16 protein-coding genes are annotated in these 16468 nt (G+C 66.3%); 7 read left to right on the top strand and 9 right to left on the bottom strand.

Annotation, left to right across the window (positions count from 1 at the left end; translation table 11 throughout):
• Positions 1–69 precede the first annotated feature (69 nt).
• The 5 genes from ACN0T5_RS17050 to ACN0T5_RS17030 form a co-directional block, all read right to left on the bottom strand.
• The gene (locus tag ACN0T5_RS17050; RefSeq protein WP_417769817.1) at positions 70–1068 is read right to left on the bottom strand and encodes an ABC transporter ATP-binding protein; all 999 of its coding nucleotides are present in this window, start codon (positions 1066–1068) and stop codon (positions 70–72) included.
• Positions 1065–2057 carry an ABC transporter ATP-binding protein gene (locus tag ACN0T5_RS17045; protein WP_417769816.1) on the bottom strand — a complete coding sequence of 331 codons (993 nt, stop codon included), beginning with the start codon at positions 2055–2057 and terminating at the stop codon, positions 1065–1067. Before ACN0T5_RS17045 ends, ACN0T5_RS17050 begins: the two co-directional genes overlap by 4 nt.
• Positions 2058–2064: 7 nt before the next feature.
• Complete coding sequence (locus ACN0T5_RS17040) at positions 2065–2994, bottom strand: ABC transporter permease (protein WP_417769815.1); 930 nt, start codon at positions 2992–2994, stop codon at positions 2065–2067.
• Between the two features lie 7 nt (positions 2995–3001).
• On the bottom strand, positions 3002–3979 hold the full coding sequence (locus tag ACN0T5_RS17035) for an ABC transporter permease (RefSeq protein ID WP_417769814.1): 978 nt from the start codon (positions 3977–3979) through the stop codon (positions 3002–3004).
• A gap of 100 nt (positions 3980–4079) precedes the next feature.
• Positions 4080–5672 (bottom strand): ABC transporter substrate-binding protein, encoded by a 1593-nt coding sequence (locus ACN0T5_RS17030; protein WP_417769813.1) that lies wholly within the window; start codon positions 5670–5672, stop codon positions 4080–4082.
• A gap of 179 nt (positions 5673–5851) precedes the next feature.
• On the opposite strand from ACN0T5_RS17030, the gene ACN0T5_RS17025 reads away from it, so the two are divergent.
• The 4 genes from ACN0T5_RS17025 to ACN0T5_RS17010 all read left to right on the top strand — a co-directional run bounded on the left by ACN0T5_RS17025 (position 5852) and on the right by ACN0T5_RS17010 (position 11499).
• Entirely contained in the window at positions 5852–6814 is a 963-nt protein-coding gene (locus ACN0T5_RS17025; protein ID WP_417769812.1) for a LysR family transcriptional regulator, read from the top strand.
• 23 nt (positions 6815–6837) lie between these two features.
• Positions 6838–8004 (top strand): acetylornithine deacetylase, encoded by a 1167-nt coding sequence (argE, locus tag ACN0T5_RS17020; RefSeq protein WP_417769811.1) that lies wholly within the window; start codon positions 6838–6840, stop codon positions 8002–8004.
• A 69-nt stretch (positions 8005–8073) separates the two neighbouring features.
• Positions 8074–9051 carry a succinylglutamate desuccinylase/aspartoacylase domain-containing protein gene (locus tag ACN0T5_RS17015; protein WP_417769810.1) on the top strand — a complete coding sequence of 326 codons (978 nt, stop codon included), beginning with the start codon at positions 8074–8076 and terminating at the stop codon, positions 9049–9051.
• Between the two features lie 252 nt (positions 9052–9303).
• Positions 9304–11499 (top strand): anthranilate synthase component I, encoded by a 2196-nt coding sequence (locus tag ACN0T5_RS17010; RefSeq protein WP_417769809.1) that lies wholly within the window; start codon positions 9304–9306, stop codon positions 11497–11499.
• A gap of 42 nt (positions 11500–11541) precedes the next feature.
• Here ACN0T5_RS17010 and ACN0T5_RS17005 read toward each other — a convergent pair whose 3' ends face one another.
• Positions 11542–11925 (bottom strand): winged helix-turn-helix transcriptional regulator, encoded by a 384-nt coding sequence (locus ACN0T5_RS17005; RefSeq protein WP_417769808.1) that lies wholly within the window; start codon positions 11923–11925, stop codon positions 11542–11544.
• Positions 11926–12181: 256 nt separating this feature from the next.
• On the opposite strand from ACN0T5_RS17005, the gene gstA reads away from it, so the two are divergent.
• The 3 genes from gstA (at position 12182) to ACN0T5_RS16990 (ending at position 13502) form a co-directional block, all read left to right on the top strand.
• Positions 12182–12802 carry a glutathione transferase GstA gene (gene gstA, locus ACN0T5_RS17000; RefSeq protein WP_417769807.1) on the top strand — a complete coding sequence of 207 codons (621 nt, stop codon included), beginning with the start codon at positions 12182–12184 and terminating at the stop codon, positions 12800–12802.
• Between the two features lie 67 nt (positions 12803–12869).
• Entirely contained in the window at positions 12870–13253 is a 384-nt protein-coding gene (locus tag ACN0T5_RS16995) for a nuclear transport factor 2 family protein (RefSeq protein ID WP_417769806.1), read from the top strand.
• 30 nt (positions 13254–13283) lie between these two features.
• Positions 13284–13502: a tautomerase family protein gene (locus ACN0T5_RS16990; RefSeq protein WP_417769805.1), complete on the top strand. Its 219-nt coding sequence runs from the start codon at positions 13284–13286 to the stop codon at positions 13500–13502.
• 6 nt (positions 13503–13508) lie between these two features.
• On the opposite strand, the gene ACN0T5_RS16985 is transcribed toward ACN0T5_RS16990, so the two are convergent.
• The 3 genes from ACN0T5_RS16985 to ACN0T5_RS16975 all read right to left on the bottom strand — a co-directional run bounded on the left by ACN0T5_RS16985 (position 13509) and on the right by ACN0T5_RS16975 (position 16427).
• The gene (locus ACN0T5_RS16985) at positions 13509–14198 is read right to left on the bottom strand and encodes a nitroreductase family protein (protein WP_417769804.1); all 690 of its coding nucleotides are present in this window, start codon (positions 14196–14198) and stop codon (positions 13509–13511) included.
• A gap of 94 nt (positions 14199–14292) precedes the next feature.
• A complete protein-coding gene (locus ACN0T5_RS16980) occupies positions 14293–14742 on the bottom strand; it encodes a RidA family protein (protein WP_417769803.1) in 450 nt (149 codons plus the stop codon).
• 32 nt (positions 14743–14774) lie between these two features.
• Positions 14775–16427, bottom strand: a complete 1653-nt coding sequence (locus ACN0T5_RS16975) for a benzoate-CoA ligase family protein (RefSeq protein ID WP_417769802.1) — start codon at positions 16425–16427, stop codon at positions 14775–14777.
• Positions 16428–16468: the final 41 nt, after the last annotated feature.

Below are 16468 nucleotides of genomic sequence, written 5' to 3'. Positions count from 1 at the left end.
CGTTCAGGCCGCAGGATCGCGATCATCGCAGATGCGTCCGCGTGCTCCCCGTCCGGGGTCATGCTCCCCTCACCCGTCGTTCAGGTGGCAGGCGGACAGGCGTCCCGGCGCGATCTCGCGCAGGGCCGGCGCCTCGACGCTGCAGCGCGGCTTCGCGTGCGGACAGCGCGGATGGAAATGACAGCCGGCGGGCGGGGAGAGCGGCGACGGGATCTCGCCCTTGACCGGCTGGAAGATGCGCTTGCGGGTGTCGATGCGCGGCACCTCGTCAAGCAGCGCCCGGGCGTAGGGGTGGTTCGGCTCGGCGAACAGCTCGGCGGCCGGCGCGCTTTCCACGACGCGGCCGAGATACATGATCACCACCCGGTCGGCGAGATGCTCGACAACGCCGAGATCGTGGGAAATGAACAGGTAGGTGAGGCCCAGATCCTCGCGCAGGTCCATGAACAGGTTGAGCACCTGCGCCTGGATGGAAACGTCGAGCGCGGCGATGCTCTCGTCGCAGACGAGGAAGTCCGGCTTCACCGCCAGTGCGCGGGCGATGCCGATGCGCTGGCGCTGGCCGCCCGAGAACTGGTGCGGATAACGGCTCTTGATGGCGGGATCCAGCCCGACACGCAGGAGCATGGCGTCAACATAGTCGGAAACTTCGTCCCCCGACACGAGGCCGTGGACGCGCGGTGCCTCGCCGACAATGTCACGCACCCGCATGCGCGGATTGAGGGAGGACATGGGGTCCTGGAAGATCATCTGGATCTTCAGCGTGGCCTCGCGCCGCTCGGCGCCGGACATGGCGGCGACGTCGCGCCCCCGCCACAGAACCTTGCCGGCGCTCGGGGCGTGCACGCCGGCGACGACCCGGCCAAGTGTCGACTTGCCGCAGCCCGATTCCCCGACGAGACCGACCACCTCGCCCTCGCGGATGCCGAGCGAAACGTCGTCAACCGCGTGGACCACTTCCTCGCGGCGGTTGCCGCCCAGCAGGTTGACGATCTTCTCGGCCGCGTCGAGCTGGCGGACGAAGCGCTTCGAGACGTTTTCAAGCGCAAGCAGCGGCGCATCGCTCATGCGGCACCTCCGGTGACAGTCTCAAGGTGCGGATGGTGGCAGCGGGCGCCGCGCCCGGGCGACAGTTCGGCAAGCGCGGGCATCTCCATACAGGCGGCATCGGCGCGCGGACAGCGTGCGGCAAAGCTGCATCCGGGAGGCAGGTGCAGGAGCGAGGGCGCCATGCCGGGGATCTGGGTGAGGCGCGCCCCGCGCCGGTTGTGGCTCGGCACCGAACCGATCAACCCGTGCGTATAGGGATGGAACGGCGCGTCGAGAACGGCATCGACCGGCCCCTGCTCGACGATGCGACCGGCATACATGACCGCCACCCGGTCGGCGAGGCCGCCGACAACAGCCAGATCGTGGGTGATCCAGATCATCGCGAGCCCCGTGTCGGCGCACAGTTTCTGCACCTCGTAGAGGATCTGCGCCTGAATGGTGACGTCGAGCGCGGTGGTCGGCTCGTCGGCGACGATCACCTCCGGCTCGTTGAGCAGCGCGATGGCGATGGCGACGCGCTGGCGCATGCCGCCGGAGAACTGGTGCGGATAGGAGGCAAGCCGCTCGTCCGGCGAGGGAATGCCGACACGGGCGAGCGCCTCGCGGGCCCGCTCGCGCGCCGCCTCGCGGGAGATGTCCTGATGTGCGCGGATCGCCTCGATCATCTGCGTGTCGATGCGCAGGACCGGATTGAGGGTCATCATCGGGTCCTGGAAGATCATGGCGATGCGCCGGCCGCGCAGGGTGGGCCAGGCCTCTTCCGGTCGACCGACAAGCTCCTCCCCGCCGAGGCGGATCGAGCCGGAGACAATGCGCCCGGGCGGATCGACCAGCCCCATCAGCGAGAAACCGGTCACGGTCTTGCCGGAACCGCTCTCGCCGACAAGGCCGAGCACCTCCCCCCGGCCGAGCGAGAAGGAAACGCCGTCGACGGCCTTCGCCACACCCGCCTTGGTGAAGAAATGGGTCTTGAGGTCGCTGACCTCGAGCACGGTTTCGCGGATCATCGGGACCTCATTTCTGCAGGCGCGGGTTGAGCACGTCGCGCAGCTGGTCGCCGACCATGTTGATCGAGACGATGGTGATCAGGAGGGCAACGCCGGGGAAGACAGCGATCCAGTATTTGCCCGACAGCATGTATTCAAAGCCGTTGGAGATCAGCAGGCCGAGAGAGGGTTCGGTCTGCGGCAGACCGACGCCGAGGAAGGAGAGCGTCGCCTCCAGCGCGATGGCATGGGCCGTCTGCACAGTGCCGACGACGATCAGCGGCGCGACGCAGTTGGGCAGGATATGGCGAAAGACGATGCGGGCATGCGAGAGGCCGAGACAGGCGGCCGCCTCGACATATTCGCGCCGCCGCTCGACCAAGGCCGAGGCCCTGACCGTGCGGGCGTAATAGGCCCACTGGGCGATCACCAGCGCGATGATGATCTTGTCGATGCCCTTGCCCAGGATGGCGAGCAGGATCAGCGCGATCAGCACGGCGGGCAGCGACAGCTGGATATCGACGACGCGCATGATCAGGTTTTCGGTGCGCCCGCCCGCATAGGCGGCAAGCAGGCCGACCGTCATGCCGACGATGATGGCGATGACGCCGGAGGCGACACCGACGGAGAGCGAGATGCGCAGACCGTAGATGATCGCCGACAACAGGTCGCGGCCGGCACCGTCCGTGCCCAGCCAGAACGTGTAGCCATCCATGCTTTCCGCACCCGGCGGCTGCCGGGCATCGAAGATCGAAACGACGGCCAGGTCATACGGGTCCTGCGGCGCGATCCAGGGTGCGAGGATGGCAATGACGATGATGGCGGCAAGCAGCAGCGCCGCACCGACGGCAAGCCGGCTGTCGCAATAATCGGAGAGGAAACGGCGCAGCGGGGTCTCGGCCCGCGTCGGCACGCCGGGAGCTGCGTCCGCCTTGGCGGCGGGATCAAGGTTGGTCATCGCCGGCTCACTGTCCGCGATCGCCGAGCCGCACGCGCGGATCGAGGATCGAATAGAGGATGTCCACCACCAGATTGATGACGACGAAGAGGAAGACGATCATCACAAGGTAGGCAACGATGATGGGCCGGTCGAGCTGCTGGATCGCCTCGATCAGGAGCTTGCCCATGCCGGGCCATGCGAAGATCGTCTCGGTGACGACCGAGAAGGCGATCAGCGAGCCGAATTCGAGGCCAAGCACGGTGACGACCGGAATGAGGATGTTCTTGAGCAGGTGAACGCCGACAATGCGCGGGCGCGACAGGCCCTTGGCGCGGGCGAACTTGATGTAGTCCTGGAACATTGCCTCGCGGGTGCCGGCGCGTGTCAGGCGGATGACCAGCGAGATCTTGAGCAGCGCCAGGTTGAGCGCCGGCAGCGCCAGGTGGCGGAGGCCGTCCAGCGTCAGGAAGGAAAGGTGCAGGCCGAAGACCTCGACCGTGTCGCCGCGACCGGTCGACGGCAGCCAGCCGAGGATCACCGCGAAGATCATGATCATCATGATGCCGACCCAGAAGGTGGGCAGCGAGAAGCCGAGAATGGACCCGGCCATGATCGTCTTGGCGGGAATGCCGTCGGGATAGAGGCCGGCATAAAGGCCGAGCGGAATGCCGATGACGACGGCCATCAGGAGGGCCGCGAAGGCAAGCTCGAGCGTTGCCGGCATGCGCTGCACGATCAGGCCCAGCGCCGGTTCGCCGAAGACGAAGGACTGACCGAGATTGCCCTGCACGGCATTGGTCATGAAGATCCAGAACTGTTCCCAGATCGGCCGGTCGAGGCCGAGCGCGCGGGTGACGTTCTCGATGTCGGCCTGATCCATGTCCGGGGTGATGAACATATAGACCGGATCGCCGACCAGATGGACGCCGAAGAAGACAAGCACCGCCATGGCGACCATGACCAGCGCGCTCTGCAGCAAGCGGCGGAGGATAAAAACGCTCATGGCGTGCGCCCTGTTCTCGCCGGGCTCCCGGCCCGGCCCGCAACACGATTACGAGCCGGGAACCGCGCGGATCGCGCGGCTCCCGGTGTCTCGTGTCGGGCTATTCCTTCACCACCCCGTAGGCGACCGTGTATTCATCCGTGCGCGGGATGTACTTGAGGCCGGCCCGGCTCGCCCAGGTGTTCACCTGGTAGTGGATCGGAATGATCGCCAGTTCGCCGATGGCAAGCTCCGTTGCCTCGGCCAGCAAGCCGGCACGCTTGTCGTCATCGACCTCGGCGAGCGCCGCCTCGATCAATGCATCCACGTCCGGATTGGAATAGCGGCCGCGATTGGCGGTGCCCATGCCCTTGTCCTTGTCATAGGAGGCAATGAGCGCACGCAGCGGCGAGGACGCCTCGCCCGAGCCCGCACCCCAGCCGACCAGGATCAGCGAGAATTCCGGCAGGCCGTCGGCACCGGTCGAGGCACGGGTGAAGTAGACCGAGCGCGGCATCGTCTCGACCTGGGTCTTGATGCCGACACGCGTCAGCATCTGGGCGATGGCCTCGGCGATCTTGGCATCGTTCAGATAGCGGTCGTTGGGCCCGTGGATGGTCAGTTCGAAACCGTCCGGAAGACCCGCCTCCGCCAGAAGCGCCTTGGCACCCTCGGCATCATAGGGCTCCGGCCCGAGGTTTTCCGACACGCCGAAGAAGCCTTCGGGGAGCAGCTGGCCGGCGGGAATCGAAAGCCCCTCCATGACGCGATCGCGGATCAGTTCGCGCGAGATCGCCTTGGACAGCGCCTTGCGAACCTTGAGGTCCATCAGCGGGTTCTTGATGTCACCGCCGCCATTGGCCTTCACGAAGGGCGATGCCTCGCGGAAGTGGTCGAGATGCAGGTAGATGACGCGGTTCGAAACGCCCTGCGAGAGCACGACATTGTCGCGGCCCTTGAGTGTCTCGATATCGGTCGTCGGCACACCGTTGATCATGTCGACATCGCCGGCGAGAAGCGCCGCGACCCGCGACGGGCCGGACTTGATCGGCTTCAGCGTGACCTTGTCCCAGATCGGCTTGTCGCCCCAGTAATCGGCATTCGCCTCAAGAACGATGCGGTCGCCGGGCACGTATTCGGCATACTTGAAGGGTCCGGTGCCGGCTGCTGCCTTGCCGGAATTGTAGTCCTCGGTCGCCCCGTCGCAGCCCCCCTCGTTGGAGACGATCGCCACGTTGCCCAGGTCATTGACCATTGTCGGATAGGGAGAGTCGGTCTTCACGTGAACGGTGAAGTCATCGACCTTCACGAAGGTCTTGCCCTTGATGTAGGTGCCGAAACCGGCCGGCGAGTTCGGCACGTTGGGCGCGCGCTCGAAGGTGCAGATCACGTCGTCGGCGTTGAAGTCCGTTCCGTCGTGAAACTTGACGCCCTCGCGCAGCTTGAATTCCCAGGTCGTGCTGTCGACGGGCTTCCAAGAAACGGCGAGGCCGGGCTTGAAATTCTGCCGCTCGTCCGGATTGGCGAGCCGGTCATACATCATGAAGCCGAGCTGATTGTTGGGACCGAGATTGTGGAAATGCGGATCGATCGAGGTCGCCTCGGAATCGAGGCCGATCACGATGTCATCGGCGATCGCCGGTACCGCACCGATCGAGACAGCGCAGGCTGCCCCCATGAGCGCGCGCACCAGTGGCGTCTTGATGGATTTCATCAGGTAAACTCCCCTCTGGATCCCTGGAAGCTTGTACAGGCGGGGCGGGATCGGCACGGTCCCCGTCTGGTGCCTTTTGCGGATTGGCGGCGGCCATCCATGGCTTGTGAGAAAGGCTATTATGCGCTTATATGATCGACAAACGAAAAGCGATAACCTAAACGCATAGACCTATTCCCGTGACAAATACCAAGGTTATGGATCAACCGGAGTTCCGGCAAGTCGGCATCGGCGGAAACCGCAGCGGACTGACGCTTCGCGAGCTCGAAGTGCTGCGTGCGGTCATAACGGAAGGCAAGACGACCGCCGCCGCGCACAGGCTGGGGATATCGCAACCGGCGGTCAGCCGGGCGATTGCGCAGCTCGAGACGCGGCTCAACCGGCAGCTCTTCCACCGCAACGGAAACAGGATCCAGCCGACGTCGGAAGGGCTTGCCCTCAACGAGCAGATCGAGCCGATCTTCGCCACGCTTGCCCGGCTCGACGCCGCCGACAGCGAGGACACAAATCCGAAGCGGCTGCGCATCGCCGCGCCGCCAACGCTCTCCCACCGGCTGCTGACCCGGTTGATCGCCGGTTTCCTGAAGGAAAACCCGGAAGCATCCGTGCATCTGGAAATCGGGATGTCGAGCAATGCCACGGCGGCAGTCGCCGACGAGAACGCCGACCTCGGCATCAGCGACACGCGCACCCGGCATGACGGGCTGCGCATGCACCCGTTCCGCCATGCCATCGCCCATGCGGCAATCCCGGCCGACCACCGGCTGGCCGACCGGGACGAGATCACCCCGGAAGACCTTGCCGGCGAATCCTTCATCGCGCTGACCCGGCGCTTTCACCAGCGCAATGTCTACGACCGGATCTTCGCCGAGCGCGGTATCGAGCGGAAGATCCGCGCCGAGACGGCGACCAGCATTGCCATCTGCGAACTCGTGCGCGAGGGCATGGGCATCGGTCTCGTCAACCCGTTCCCGGTGAGCCTTCGCCCGGTGGAGGGCGTTGTCTTCCGACGTTTCGCGCCGCGCGTCGACTATCTGACGCAGTTCTTCGTGCCCGCCGGAGCGGTCGCCCCGATCGCCCAGCGCTTCATCGAATATGCAAGGCGCGCGGTTCCCGCCGACGCCTACTCGCATCCGGCCTGACCGGATCCAGGAAAGGACCTGACATGCTGCAGCCAGCGGCCCCGCGTTCCGCCGAAATCCTCAAGGACCTGGTCGGTTTCGACACGACCAGTCGCAACTCCAACCTTGCGCTGATCGCCCATGTGGAGGCCTTTTTCGCAAAGCGCGGCGTGGCAACGACCCGCATTCCCGACGAGACCGGCGAGAAGGCGAACCTGATCGCCACGATCGGGCCGAAGGACGTGCCCGGTTTCGTGCTCTCCGGCCACACCGATGTCGTGCCCGTCGACGGACAGGACTGGGCGAGCGATCCCTTCACCCTCACCTTGCGCGACGGTCGGCTGTACGGGCGCGGCTCCTGCGACATGAAAGGCTTCCTTGCCTGCATCATGGCCAAGGCCGACGACATGCTCGCCGCCGATCTCAGGACGCCGATCCACTTCGCCTTCTCCTATGACGAGGAAGTCGGCTGCAAGGGCGTTCCAAGCCTGATCGAGCACCTGATCGCCACCCATCCGCTGCCGCGCGCCTGCTTCGTCGGCGAACCGACGGAGATGCAGGTGGTGGTCGGCCACAAGGCGAAACGCTCCTACCGCGCCATCGTGACGGGCAGGACGTGCCACTCCTCGCTGGCGCCGGAGGGCGTCAATGCGGTCGAGCATGCCGCCCGGCTGATCCTGAAGATACGCGAGATGGGGATGGAACTGGCGCAAGGGCCGAGCGACCCGCTCTACGACGTGCCGGTGACAACCTCGCACACAGGCACCGTTTCCGGCGGCACGGCACTCAACATCGTGCCCGACCGCTGCGAGCTTGCCTTCGAGTTCCGGGTGCTGCCGGGCGAGGATGCCGATGCGCTGGTCGAGGAGGTGATGCGCTTTGCACGCGAGGTCATCGAGCCGGAGATGAGGGCGCGGGCGCCGGAAACGGGTATCGCCTTCGAGCAGATCTCCAGCTTCCCCGGTCTCGACACGGCCGCCGACGCGGACGTGACGCGGCTTGCCAAGCGACTTGCCGGGCGCAACGACCACGCCAAGGTCGCCTATGGCACGGAAGGCGGGCGTTTCGTCGAGATCGGCGCGATCCCGACCGTCGTCGTCGGCCCGGGCTCCATCGGGCAGGCGCACAAGGCGGACGAATTCATCGAAGTCTCCGAACTGGTGAAATGCGAGGCCTTCCTCGACCGGTTGATCGAGGAAGCGTGCGCCTGAACCGCTCCGCCGTGCCTTCCTTTCCGATCCGTTGCACGCCCGTTTAGCGAAAGCAGAAAGACAAGCCCCATGACTGATGCCGTCACATCGCCTCTGCCCCTGACCCCGGTCGAACTGACGAAAACCGACATCACGCCCTATCTCGCCGGCAACACCGGCATCCGCGGCGTCACCACCTTCGACAGTGGCGTGGCCGGCCCGCATGTGGCGGTGACGGCGATCGTCCACGGCAACGAGCTGTGCGGCCCGATCGCGGTTGACTGGCTGTTCGCCAAAGGCGTGCGTCCGGTCCGGGGCAAGCTGTCGCTCGCCTTCATCAATCTCGACGCCTATGACCGCTATGACCCGGCCGACCCCTTCGCCTCGCGCTGGGCGGACGAGGACATGAACCGGCTGTGGCAGGACGAGACGCTGAATGGCGGCGACACGCTGGAGCGCAAGCGCGCCAAGGAGTTGCGCCCGTTCATCGACAGCGTCGACCTGCTGCTCGACCTGCACTCGATGCAGAACGCCACCGCGCCGCTCTATATCGCCGGACCTCTGGCCAAGGGCCGGGCGCTGGCGCGGGCCGTCGGCACGCCGGCGCTGGTGGTCAGCGACGAGGGACACGCGGCCGGCAAGCGGATGCGCGACCATGGCGGCTTCGCCGACCCGGAAAGCCCGAAAAACGCCCTGCTGGTGGAATGCGGCCAGCACTGGGAAAAGGCCAGCGCCGACGTGGCGCTGGAGACCACCTTGCGCTTCCTGCAGGCGACCGGTGTCGTCGCGCCCGACGCGTTCAAGCAGGACCTGGCACGTTTCCCCGCGCCTGCGCCGCAAAGCTTCGTGGAGATCGTCGCGCCGATCACCATCGAGACCGACGACTTCCGCTTTACCGCCCCTTATGTCGGCCAGGAAGTGATCGCCAAGGCCGGCACGGTCATCGCCCATGACGGCGGCAAGCCGGTGGTCACGCCGCATGACGACACCGTGCTGATCATGCCGAACCGGAGGCCGGCCAAGGGGCAGACCGCGGTGCGGCTCGGGCGTTTCGTCGAAGACGCGTGAGGCAACAGCGCGCGCAAGGCTCCGCAACGCCACTTTCCGCGTTGCGGATGCCGCCCGCATGCGCTACTGAATTTGCCATGAGCAAGATGATTGTCACGATCAACGGCTGGTGGTGGCGCCCCTCGTAACAGGCGGCGACCGACAGCGCGTGACATGACGTCACCCGGATCATGAGGAAAGCCGCCGCGGGGTCCCGCCGGCGGCTTTGTCATGTCCGGGAGGGCTCCGACGGCCGCGCGGAGGAGAACGAGAATGCTGACGGGACAGGAACAGGCCTTCGTCACCAAGGGCGGCATCGGGGTGAGGGTCACCACGCACGCGGCCGATTACGAGAAGGGCACCTCGCCCTGGATCGACAGGCTGGACGGCGAGCGCGGCGCGGTCTTCTCGTCTTCCTATGAGTATCCGGGCCGCTACACGCGCTGGGACATGGCGCTGGTCAACCCGCCCCTGGTGCTGGAATCGCGCGGGGCGGACGTGCGCATCGAGGCGCTGAACGATCGCGGCCGGCTGCTGATGCCGGCGATCGAACAGGCGCTTGCAGGGCTTTCCGATATCGAGGGGCTGACGCGCCGGGGCGACGAGCTGGCCATGCGCGTTGCCAAGCCCTCGCGCGCCTTTGCCGAGGAAGAGCGCTCGCGCCAGCCGTCCGTCTTCTCCGTCATTCGCGCGATCAACGAGCTGTTTTCCTGCGACGACGGGCATCTGGGCCTTTACGGCGCCTTCGGTTACGACCTCGCCTTCCAGTTCGAGCCGATCGAACTGGTGCTGGAACGCCCCGATGACCAGCGCGATGTCGTTCTCTACATGCCCGACGAAATCCTGCTGGTCGACCATTACGGCCGCAAGGCGCATGTGCGCGCCTACGAGTTCGAGGTCGACGGACAGAGCACCGACGAGATGCCGCGCGAGGGCGGCAGCGAGGCCTACAGGCCCGCCAATGAAGACCCCGGGCGCGGCGATCACACGCCGGGCGAATACGCGCGACTGGTGGAGAAGGCGAAGGACTATTTCCGGCGCGGCGACCTGTTCGAGACCGTGCCGGGCCAGGTGTTCCACGAAGCCTGTCCGGCCCCGCCCTCCGCCGTCAGCCGGCGGCTTGCTGAAATCAACCCCTCCCCCTACGGCTTCCTCATCAATCTCGGCAAGGCGGAATATCTGGTCGGCGCCAGCCCGGAAATGTATGTGCGCGTGTCGGGCGGACGGCGGGTGGAGACCTGTCCGATCTCGGGAACGATCCGGCGCGGCAAGAACGCCATCGAGGACGAGGCGCAGATCCGCAAGCTGCTCAACTCGGCCAAGGACGAGGCCGAGCTGACCATGTGCTCCGATGTCGACCGCAACGACAAGAGCCGCATCTGCGTGCCGGGCTCGGTGCGGGTCATCGGCCGGCGCCAGATCGAGATGTATTCGCGGCTGATCCACACGGTCGACCATATCGAGGGCATCCTGCGCGACGATCTCGATGCGCTCGACGCCTTCCTCTCGCACACCTGGGCGGTGACGGTGACCGGCGCACCGAAACGCTGGGCCATGGATTTCATCGAGCGCCACGAGAAGAGCCCGCGCGCCTGGTATGGCGGGGCCATCGGCGCGGTGCTCTTCAACGGCGACATGAACACCGGACTGACGCTCAGGACCGTGCGGATCAAGGACGGGGTCGCCCAGATCCGTGCCGGCGCGACGCTGCTTTACGACAGCATCCCCGAAGAGGAAGAAGCGGAGACCGAGCTGAAGGCGGAGGCGATGCGCGCCGCCGTGCGCGAGGCCGGCATCCTGCGCGAAAAGACCGTCGACCCGAGCCAGGCCGAACCTGGCAAGGGGCTGAAGGTCCTGCTGGTCGACCACGAGGACAGCTTCGTCCACACGCTCGCCAACTATTTCCGCCAGACGGGCGCCACGGTCGTCACCTACCGATCGCCGGTCGCCGACCATGTCTTCCACGACGTCGCGCCCGATCTCGTCGTGCTGTCGCCAGGACCCGGCAGCCCGAAGGATTTCGACTGCGCCGCGACCATCGGCCGGGCGCGGGCACGGGGCCTGCCGATCTTCGGCGTCTGCCTGGGCCTGCAGGCGCTGGCCGAGAGCCTTGGCGGCACGCTGGGCCAGCTCGACGTGCCGATGCACGGCAAGCCGTCGCCGGTCACGTTCGAAGCCGGATCCATGCTGTTCGAGGGATTGTCGTCACCCGTGACGGTCGGCCGCTATCATTCCCTGCATGCCCTGCGCGAGGCCCTGCCGGCCGGGTTCCGCGTCACCTCGCAGACGGAAGACGGCGTCGTGATGGCGATCGAGCACGAGGCCGAACCCATCGCGGCGGTCCAGTTTCATCCCGAATCGATCATGTCGCTCGACCAGGATGCCGGCCACAGGATCATCCACAATGTGGTGACCAAACTGGTGAAAGCGCGCGACACCGCTGTCCCGGCTGCCGCCGCCACCGGCTGACAGGCGGGCGCGCATGCACGGACGCATTGGCAGGAGGCGGGACTATTCCGCCGCCTCGCCCTGCGCGGTCTGGCAAGCGGACTGCCCGCGCATCTTCAGCTTGTGCGAGACCTCGACGATGGCCCGGATCGCCGGCAGCAGTTCCGCGCCAAGATCCGTCAGCGAATATTCGACCGACGGCGGCGAGGTCGGACGGACCTCGCGATGGACAACGCCCTTGCGCTCCAGGTCCTTGAGCCGCGCCGTCAGCACCTTGGCGGAGACAGACGGGATATCCACCCGGAGCTCGGAAAAACGCCTCGGCCCGGCGGCAAGGCACCAGATCACATTGGGCGTCCAGGCGCCTTTCAGGATCTCCATGCAGTGGCTGAGCGGGCAGCCGTTCGGCGGCGGCGGGCTCTGGTTCTTGCGCATCTTCAATGCCATGCGGCGATCTTCCAGCATTTTGCGGTGACAGGTTCCACCCGCGCCTCGCGAGGGCGGCACCCTCATGCGACGCTTCCGGCGCACCCTCGTTACATGAGGTTACCAGTCGGAAATCTCATTCTTTCCTAACATAAGGTTCTCTGGTTTACAAAGGTAACCTCAAACTCCTAGATGCCTCCCGAACGCGGCGCATCACCGCGCCAGGCAACCATCCGGCGCGGCCACCCGGCTCCGCCGACACAATCGGGAGACATCCATGAAGCTGTTCTACAAGACCGGCGCCTGCTCGCTCGCCACTCACATCGTCCTGCACGAACTCGACCTGCCGTTCGAGATCGAAAGCGTCGACACGGTCGCAAAGACGACCGCAACCGGCCGCGATTTCCTGCAGATCAATCCGGACGGCTACGTGCCGGCGGTCGAGCTTGCCGACGGCAATGTGCTGACCGAGGGCGCGGCGATCCTGCAGTACCTCGCCGACCGGCACCCGGATGCGGGTCTTGCCCCGGCACCGGGATCGTGGGAGCGCACCCAGCTTCACCGGCATCTCAACTTCATCTCGGCCGAGTTGCACAAGTCGTTCGGGCCGCTGTTCGCCAAGCCCGCTTTGGAAGGCGCCGCCCGCGACGCCGCCGTGGAGAAGATCGGCGGCAAGATCGCCCATTTCGAGAAAATCCTCGCAGACGGGCGCGCCTATCTGATGGGCGAGAGCTTCTCGGTTGCCGACGCCTATCTCTTCACGGTGCTCAACTGGACGAATTTCACCGGTGTGCCGCTTGAGGGATACCCGCATGTGAAGGCCTTCCTTGACCGCATCGCCGCACGGCCCGCAACCCGCGCCGCGCTTGCGGCGGAAGGGCTGCTGAAGGCCGCCTGAACCACGTCCCGGACAAGGGACCGGGAGGCATCTCCACCCGGTCCCGACCGGCAGCAGGAAGCCCGTCATGCAAGACAGCGACTACACAGAGATCCTGGCGCTCTGCGCCCGCTATCACGACGCGCTTCACCGCAGCGACGCGAAACTGCTCGGCAGCCTCTTCCACGAAAAGGCGCTCTATGCGGCAACGACCGATGGCGACATCCGCTTCTGGTCGATGGACCACTACCTGCCGATCGTCGCAGGCCGCCCTTCCCCCGCCTCGCGCGGGGAGGCGCCGGACGGGCGTGTTCTCGCCATCACCCTCGCCGGGCCCAATGCCGCGCTTGCCCAGGTGCAAAGCTCCCTCGGCGAGCGCTTCTTTACCGACTTCCTGTCGCTGGTGAAGATCGACGGCCGCTGGCTGATCGCCGCCAAGGTGTTCGACCATGTCCCCCGGCAGGCGGACTGACAGGCCCGACCAGAACCTCAAGGAGAAGACATGCCCTATGTGAACATCAAGGTGACGCGCGAAGGCGTCACGCGCGAGCAGAAGGCGCGGCTGATCGCCGGCGTCACCGACCTTCTCGTCGACGTGCTCGACAAGGACCCGGAGACGACATTCGTCGTCATCGACGAGGTCGAGATCGAGAACTGGGGGATCGCCGGCGTGCAGACGGACACCTACCGCGCCCGCAAGAAGGCAGAGGCGCAGGGTTGACGCCTGTCATTTGACCTCCCCTTCCGAGAACCCCCTGAATTCCGCGAACTCGTCGAGGCTTGCGCGGTCGCTGCGCCAGGCGTTGACCGGTGCGCTCATATCCGCATGGCCGAGCGCGATGGCGCAGAAGAGCATGCGTTGCGGTGGCGGGGACAGGTGCCCCCCGACCAGCCCGTGCCCCTGCGCCCAGGCTTCCTGCGCGCAGGTATGAAGCCCGTGGGCGCGCGCCGCGAGCATCACCGATTGCAGGAACATGCCGCAATCGGCCCATTGCGGCGGGCCCATGGTGCGGTCGAGATAGACGAAAAGCCCGACCGGCGCGTCGAACAGGGAGAAGTTGCGCCGAAACTGGCGGCCGCGCCCGGCCCTGTCCTCCCGCGTCACGCCAAGCGCCGCGTAAAGCGCCTCGCCCACGCGTTGCCGGCGTGCCTCGTACGGGTCTTTCAGGTCCTGCGGATAGACGCGGTATTCGGGCACTTCGCCGCGCGGCAGAGCGCGCATGCGGTCCTCGACATCGGCGACGAGCCGGGCCAGCGCGGGACCGGCAAGCGCGTATACATGCCAGGGCTGCAGATTGCCGCCGGACGGCGCCCGCGCGGCGGCTGCAAGGATCGCGCGAACGGTTTCCTGCGGCACCGGATCCGGCAGGAAGGCACGGCAGGAAAAACGGCTGTCGAGCGCGTCGAGAACATGCATGCGAGGGGTATCCGGCTCCGTTGCAAGGGCCGCACACCCTGCCCGCGCGCAAGATCGCGATCAAGAGGCCTTCAGGACCGGCCACGGCTCCTGCTCAGGCCGGCAGGATCGCCGTGCCCTCGATCTCGACCATCGCCTCGCGCTCGACCAGCGCCAGCACCTGAACGACCGCCATGGAGGGGAAGTTGCGCCCCATCACCGAGCGGTAGACCGGGCCCAGGTCCTTCAGGCAGGAGCGATAGGCCTCGATGTCCGTCACATACCAGGTCAGCCGGGCGATATGCTCCGGCCCGCCGCCGGCGGCACGCACGACGGCAACGACATTGTCGAGCGTCTGGCGCACCTGGCCGAGAAAATCGTCCGGAAAGACCCCGTCCGGCGTCCAGCCGATCTGGCCGCCGGTGAGCACCATGCGGCCCTCCCCCGCCATGCCGTTTGCATATCCCCTCGGCGCCGGCCAGCCCTCGGGCTGGAGCGCTGTCAGGGGCGAGGAAGCGGCCGGGTTGGCGGATTGCGCCGCGGCGGGTTGGGCGATCTTGGTCATTCGGTGTTCCAAATCCGGTTGTTCGAATGTCGTCAGGATGCGGCAGGCGGCGCTGCCTGGATATCGCTCGCCGATGCCGCGATCTCGCGCAGGGCGAAACGCTGCAGCTTGCCGGTCTCGGTGCGTGGCAGGACATCCACGAACTCGATCGCGCGCGGATACTTGTAGGGCGCAAGCTCGGCCTTCACGTAGTCCTGCAGCGTCTTGACCAGCGCCGCGTCGCCGGTGACGCCCGGCTTCAGCACCACATAGGCCTTGACGATGCGGCCCCGGTCCGGGTCGGGCGCGCCGACGACACCGCATTCGGCAACGACGGGATGGGCCAGCAACGTGCCCTCGACCTCCGGTCCGGCAATGTTGTAACCGGAGGAAACGATCATGTCGTCGGAGCGCGCCTGATACCAGAAATAGCCGTCCGCATCACGGATATAGGTATCGCCGGTGACGTTCCAGCCGTCGATCACGTATTTCGTCTGACGGCTGTCGGCGAGATAACGGCAGCCCGTCGGTCCGCGCACGGCGAGGCGGCCGGGCGTGCCGTCCGGCACCTCCTTGCCATCCGGACCGATCACCTTGGCTTCGTAGCCGGGCACCGGCTTGCCTGTCGCGCCCGGGCGCACGTCTTCCTCGCGCGCGGCAATGAAGATATGCAGCATCTCGGTCGCGCCGATGCCGTCAAGGATGCGGATGCCTGTCGCCGCCCGCCAGTCGTCCCAGGTCGCCTTGGGCAGCGCCTCGCCGGCCGAGACGCATTTGCGCAGCGAGGACAGGTCCGTGTCGCCGCGCTTGGCAAGAATCGCCCGGTAAGCGGTCGGGGCCGTGAACATGACGGTGGGGCGCATCTGCGGGATCGCCTTCAGCAGGTCGTCCGGGCCGGCCCGCTCCAGCAGGATCGCGGTGGCGCCGACGCGGAAGGGAAACAGCACAAGACCGCCAAGGCCGAAAGTGAAGGCCAGCGGCGGCGAACCGATGAACACGTCGCTTTCCACGGGGCGCAGGATCTCGCGCGAGTAGCAGTCGCAGATCGCCAGCATGTCGCGGTGGAAATGCATGGTCGCCTTCGGCTCGCCCGTGGTGCCGGAGGTAAAGCCGAGCAGGCAGACATCGTCAGCCGCCGTGTCGCAGGCGGTGAAGCTGTCCGGGGCCGTCTCCATCAGCGCTTCCAGCGCGTCCGCCGCACCGCTGCCCGAATAGAGAATCGTGTCGAGCCGCGAGGTGCGCGAGCGCGTCAGTTCCATCTCCTCCTTGAGGCGGTGGTCGCAAATGGCAAAGGAGAGCTCGGCCTTGTCGGTGATGACGGCCAATTCCTTGGCGCGCAGCAGCGGCATGGTGGCGACGACGATGCCGCCGGCCTTCAGAATCGCGAAATAGACCGCCGTCATCATCGGCGTGTTGGGGAAGCGCAGAAGCACCCGGTTGCCGGGCTTCAGGCCGAAGCTGTCGACAAGTACATTGGCGATGCGGTTGACCTTGCCGGCGAGCTCGCCATAGGTCCAGCGCTCGGTCGGAGAAACGAGCGCCAGCTTGTCGCCGCGCCCCTCCTCGACATTGCGGTCGACCAGTTCGACGGCGCAGTTCATCCGCTCGGGATAGCCGAGGCGGTCGAGATTGACGAATTCGGGCCATAGGTCCCGGGGCGGCAGGTTGTCTGCCGCGAAGGTATCGAGATGTGCTGAGCGGGCCATGCGGCACTCCTCTGGAAGGTTGGATCGGCCGGTTTCCGGCG

The organism is Stappia sp. (assembly GCF_048261845.1).
Taxonomy (GTDB): domain Bacteria; phylum Pseudomonadota; class Alphaproteobacteria; order Rhizobiales; family Stappiaceae; genus Stappia.
The sequence above is the reverse complement of the archived record's forward strand: the minus strand, read 5'-3'. Positions and strand labels throughout refer to the sequence as shown.

Bases quoted from the DNA above. Each gene is read 5' to 3' on its own strand.
- argE (WP_417769811.1), top strand. From the start codon at position 6,838: ATGCTGCAGCCAGCGGCCCCGCGTTCCGCCGAAATCCTCAAGGACCTG.
- gstA (WP_417769807.1), top strand. From the start codon at position 12,182: ATGAAGCTGTTCTACAAGACCGGCGCCTGCTCGCTCGCCACTCACATC.
- ACN0T5_RS17010 (WP_417769809.1), top strand. From the start codon at position 9,304: ATGCTGACGGGACAGGAACAGGCCTTCGTCACCAAGGGCGGCATCGGG.
- ACN0T5_RS17040 (WP_417769815.1), bottom strand. From the start codon at position 2,994: ATGACCAACCTTGATCCCGCCGCCAAGGCGGACGCAGCTCCCGGCGTG.
- ACN0T5_RS17050 (WP_417769817.1), bottom strand. From the start codon at position 1,068: ATGAGCGATGCGCCGCTGCTTGCGCTTGAAAACGTCTCGAAGCGCTTC.
- ACN0T5_RS17015 (WP_417769810.1), top strand. From the start codon at position 8,074: ATGACTGATGCCGTCACATCGCCTCTGCCCCTGACCCCGGTCGAACTG.
- ACN0T5_RS16995 (WP_417769806.1), top strand. From the start codon at position 12,870: ATGCAAGACAGCGACTACACAGAGATCCTGGCGCTCTGCGCCCGCTAT.
- ACN0T5_RS16985 (WP_417769804.1), bottom strand. From the start codon at position 14,198: ATGCATGTTCTCGACGCGCTCGACAGCCGTTTTTCCTGCCGTGCCTTC.
- ACN0T5_RS17035 (WP_417769814.1), bottom strand. From the start codon at position 3,979: ATGAGCGTTTTTATCCTCCGCCGCTTGCTGCAGAGCGCGCTGGTCATG.
- ACN0T5_RS16975 (WP_417769802.1), bottom strand. From the start codon at position 16,427: ATGGCCCGCTCAGCACATCTCGATACCTTCGCGGCAGACAACCTGCCG.
- ACN0T5_RS16980 (WP_417769803.1), bottom strand. From the start codon at position 14,742: ATGACCAAGATCGCCCAACCCGCCGCGGCGCAATCCGCCAACCCGGCC.
- ACN0T5_RS16990 (WP_417769805.1), top strand. From the start codon at position 13,284: ATGCCCTATGTGAACATCAAGGTGACGCGCGAAGGCGTCACGCGCGAG.
- ACN0T5_RS17005 (WP_417769808.1), bottom strand. From the start codon at position 11,925: ATGGCATTGAAGATGCGCAAGAACCAGAGCCCGCCGCCGCCGAACGGC.
- ACN0T5_RS17045 (WP_417769816.1), bottom strand. From the start codon at position 2,057: ATGATCCGCGAAACCGTGCTCGAGGTCAGCGACCTCAAGACCCATTTC.
- ACN0T5_RS17030 (WP_417769813.1), bottom strand. From the start codon at position 5,672: ATGAAATCCATCAAGACGCCACTGGTGCGCGCGCTCATGGGGGCAGCC.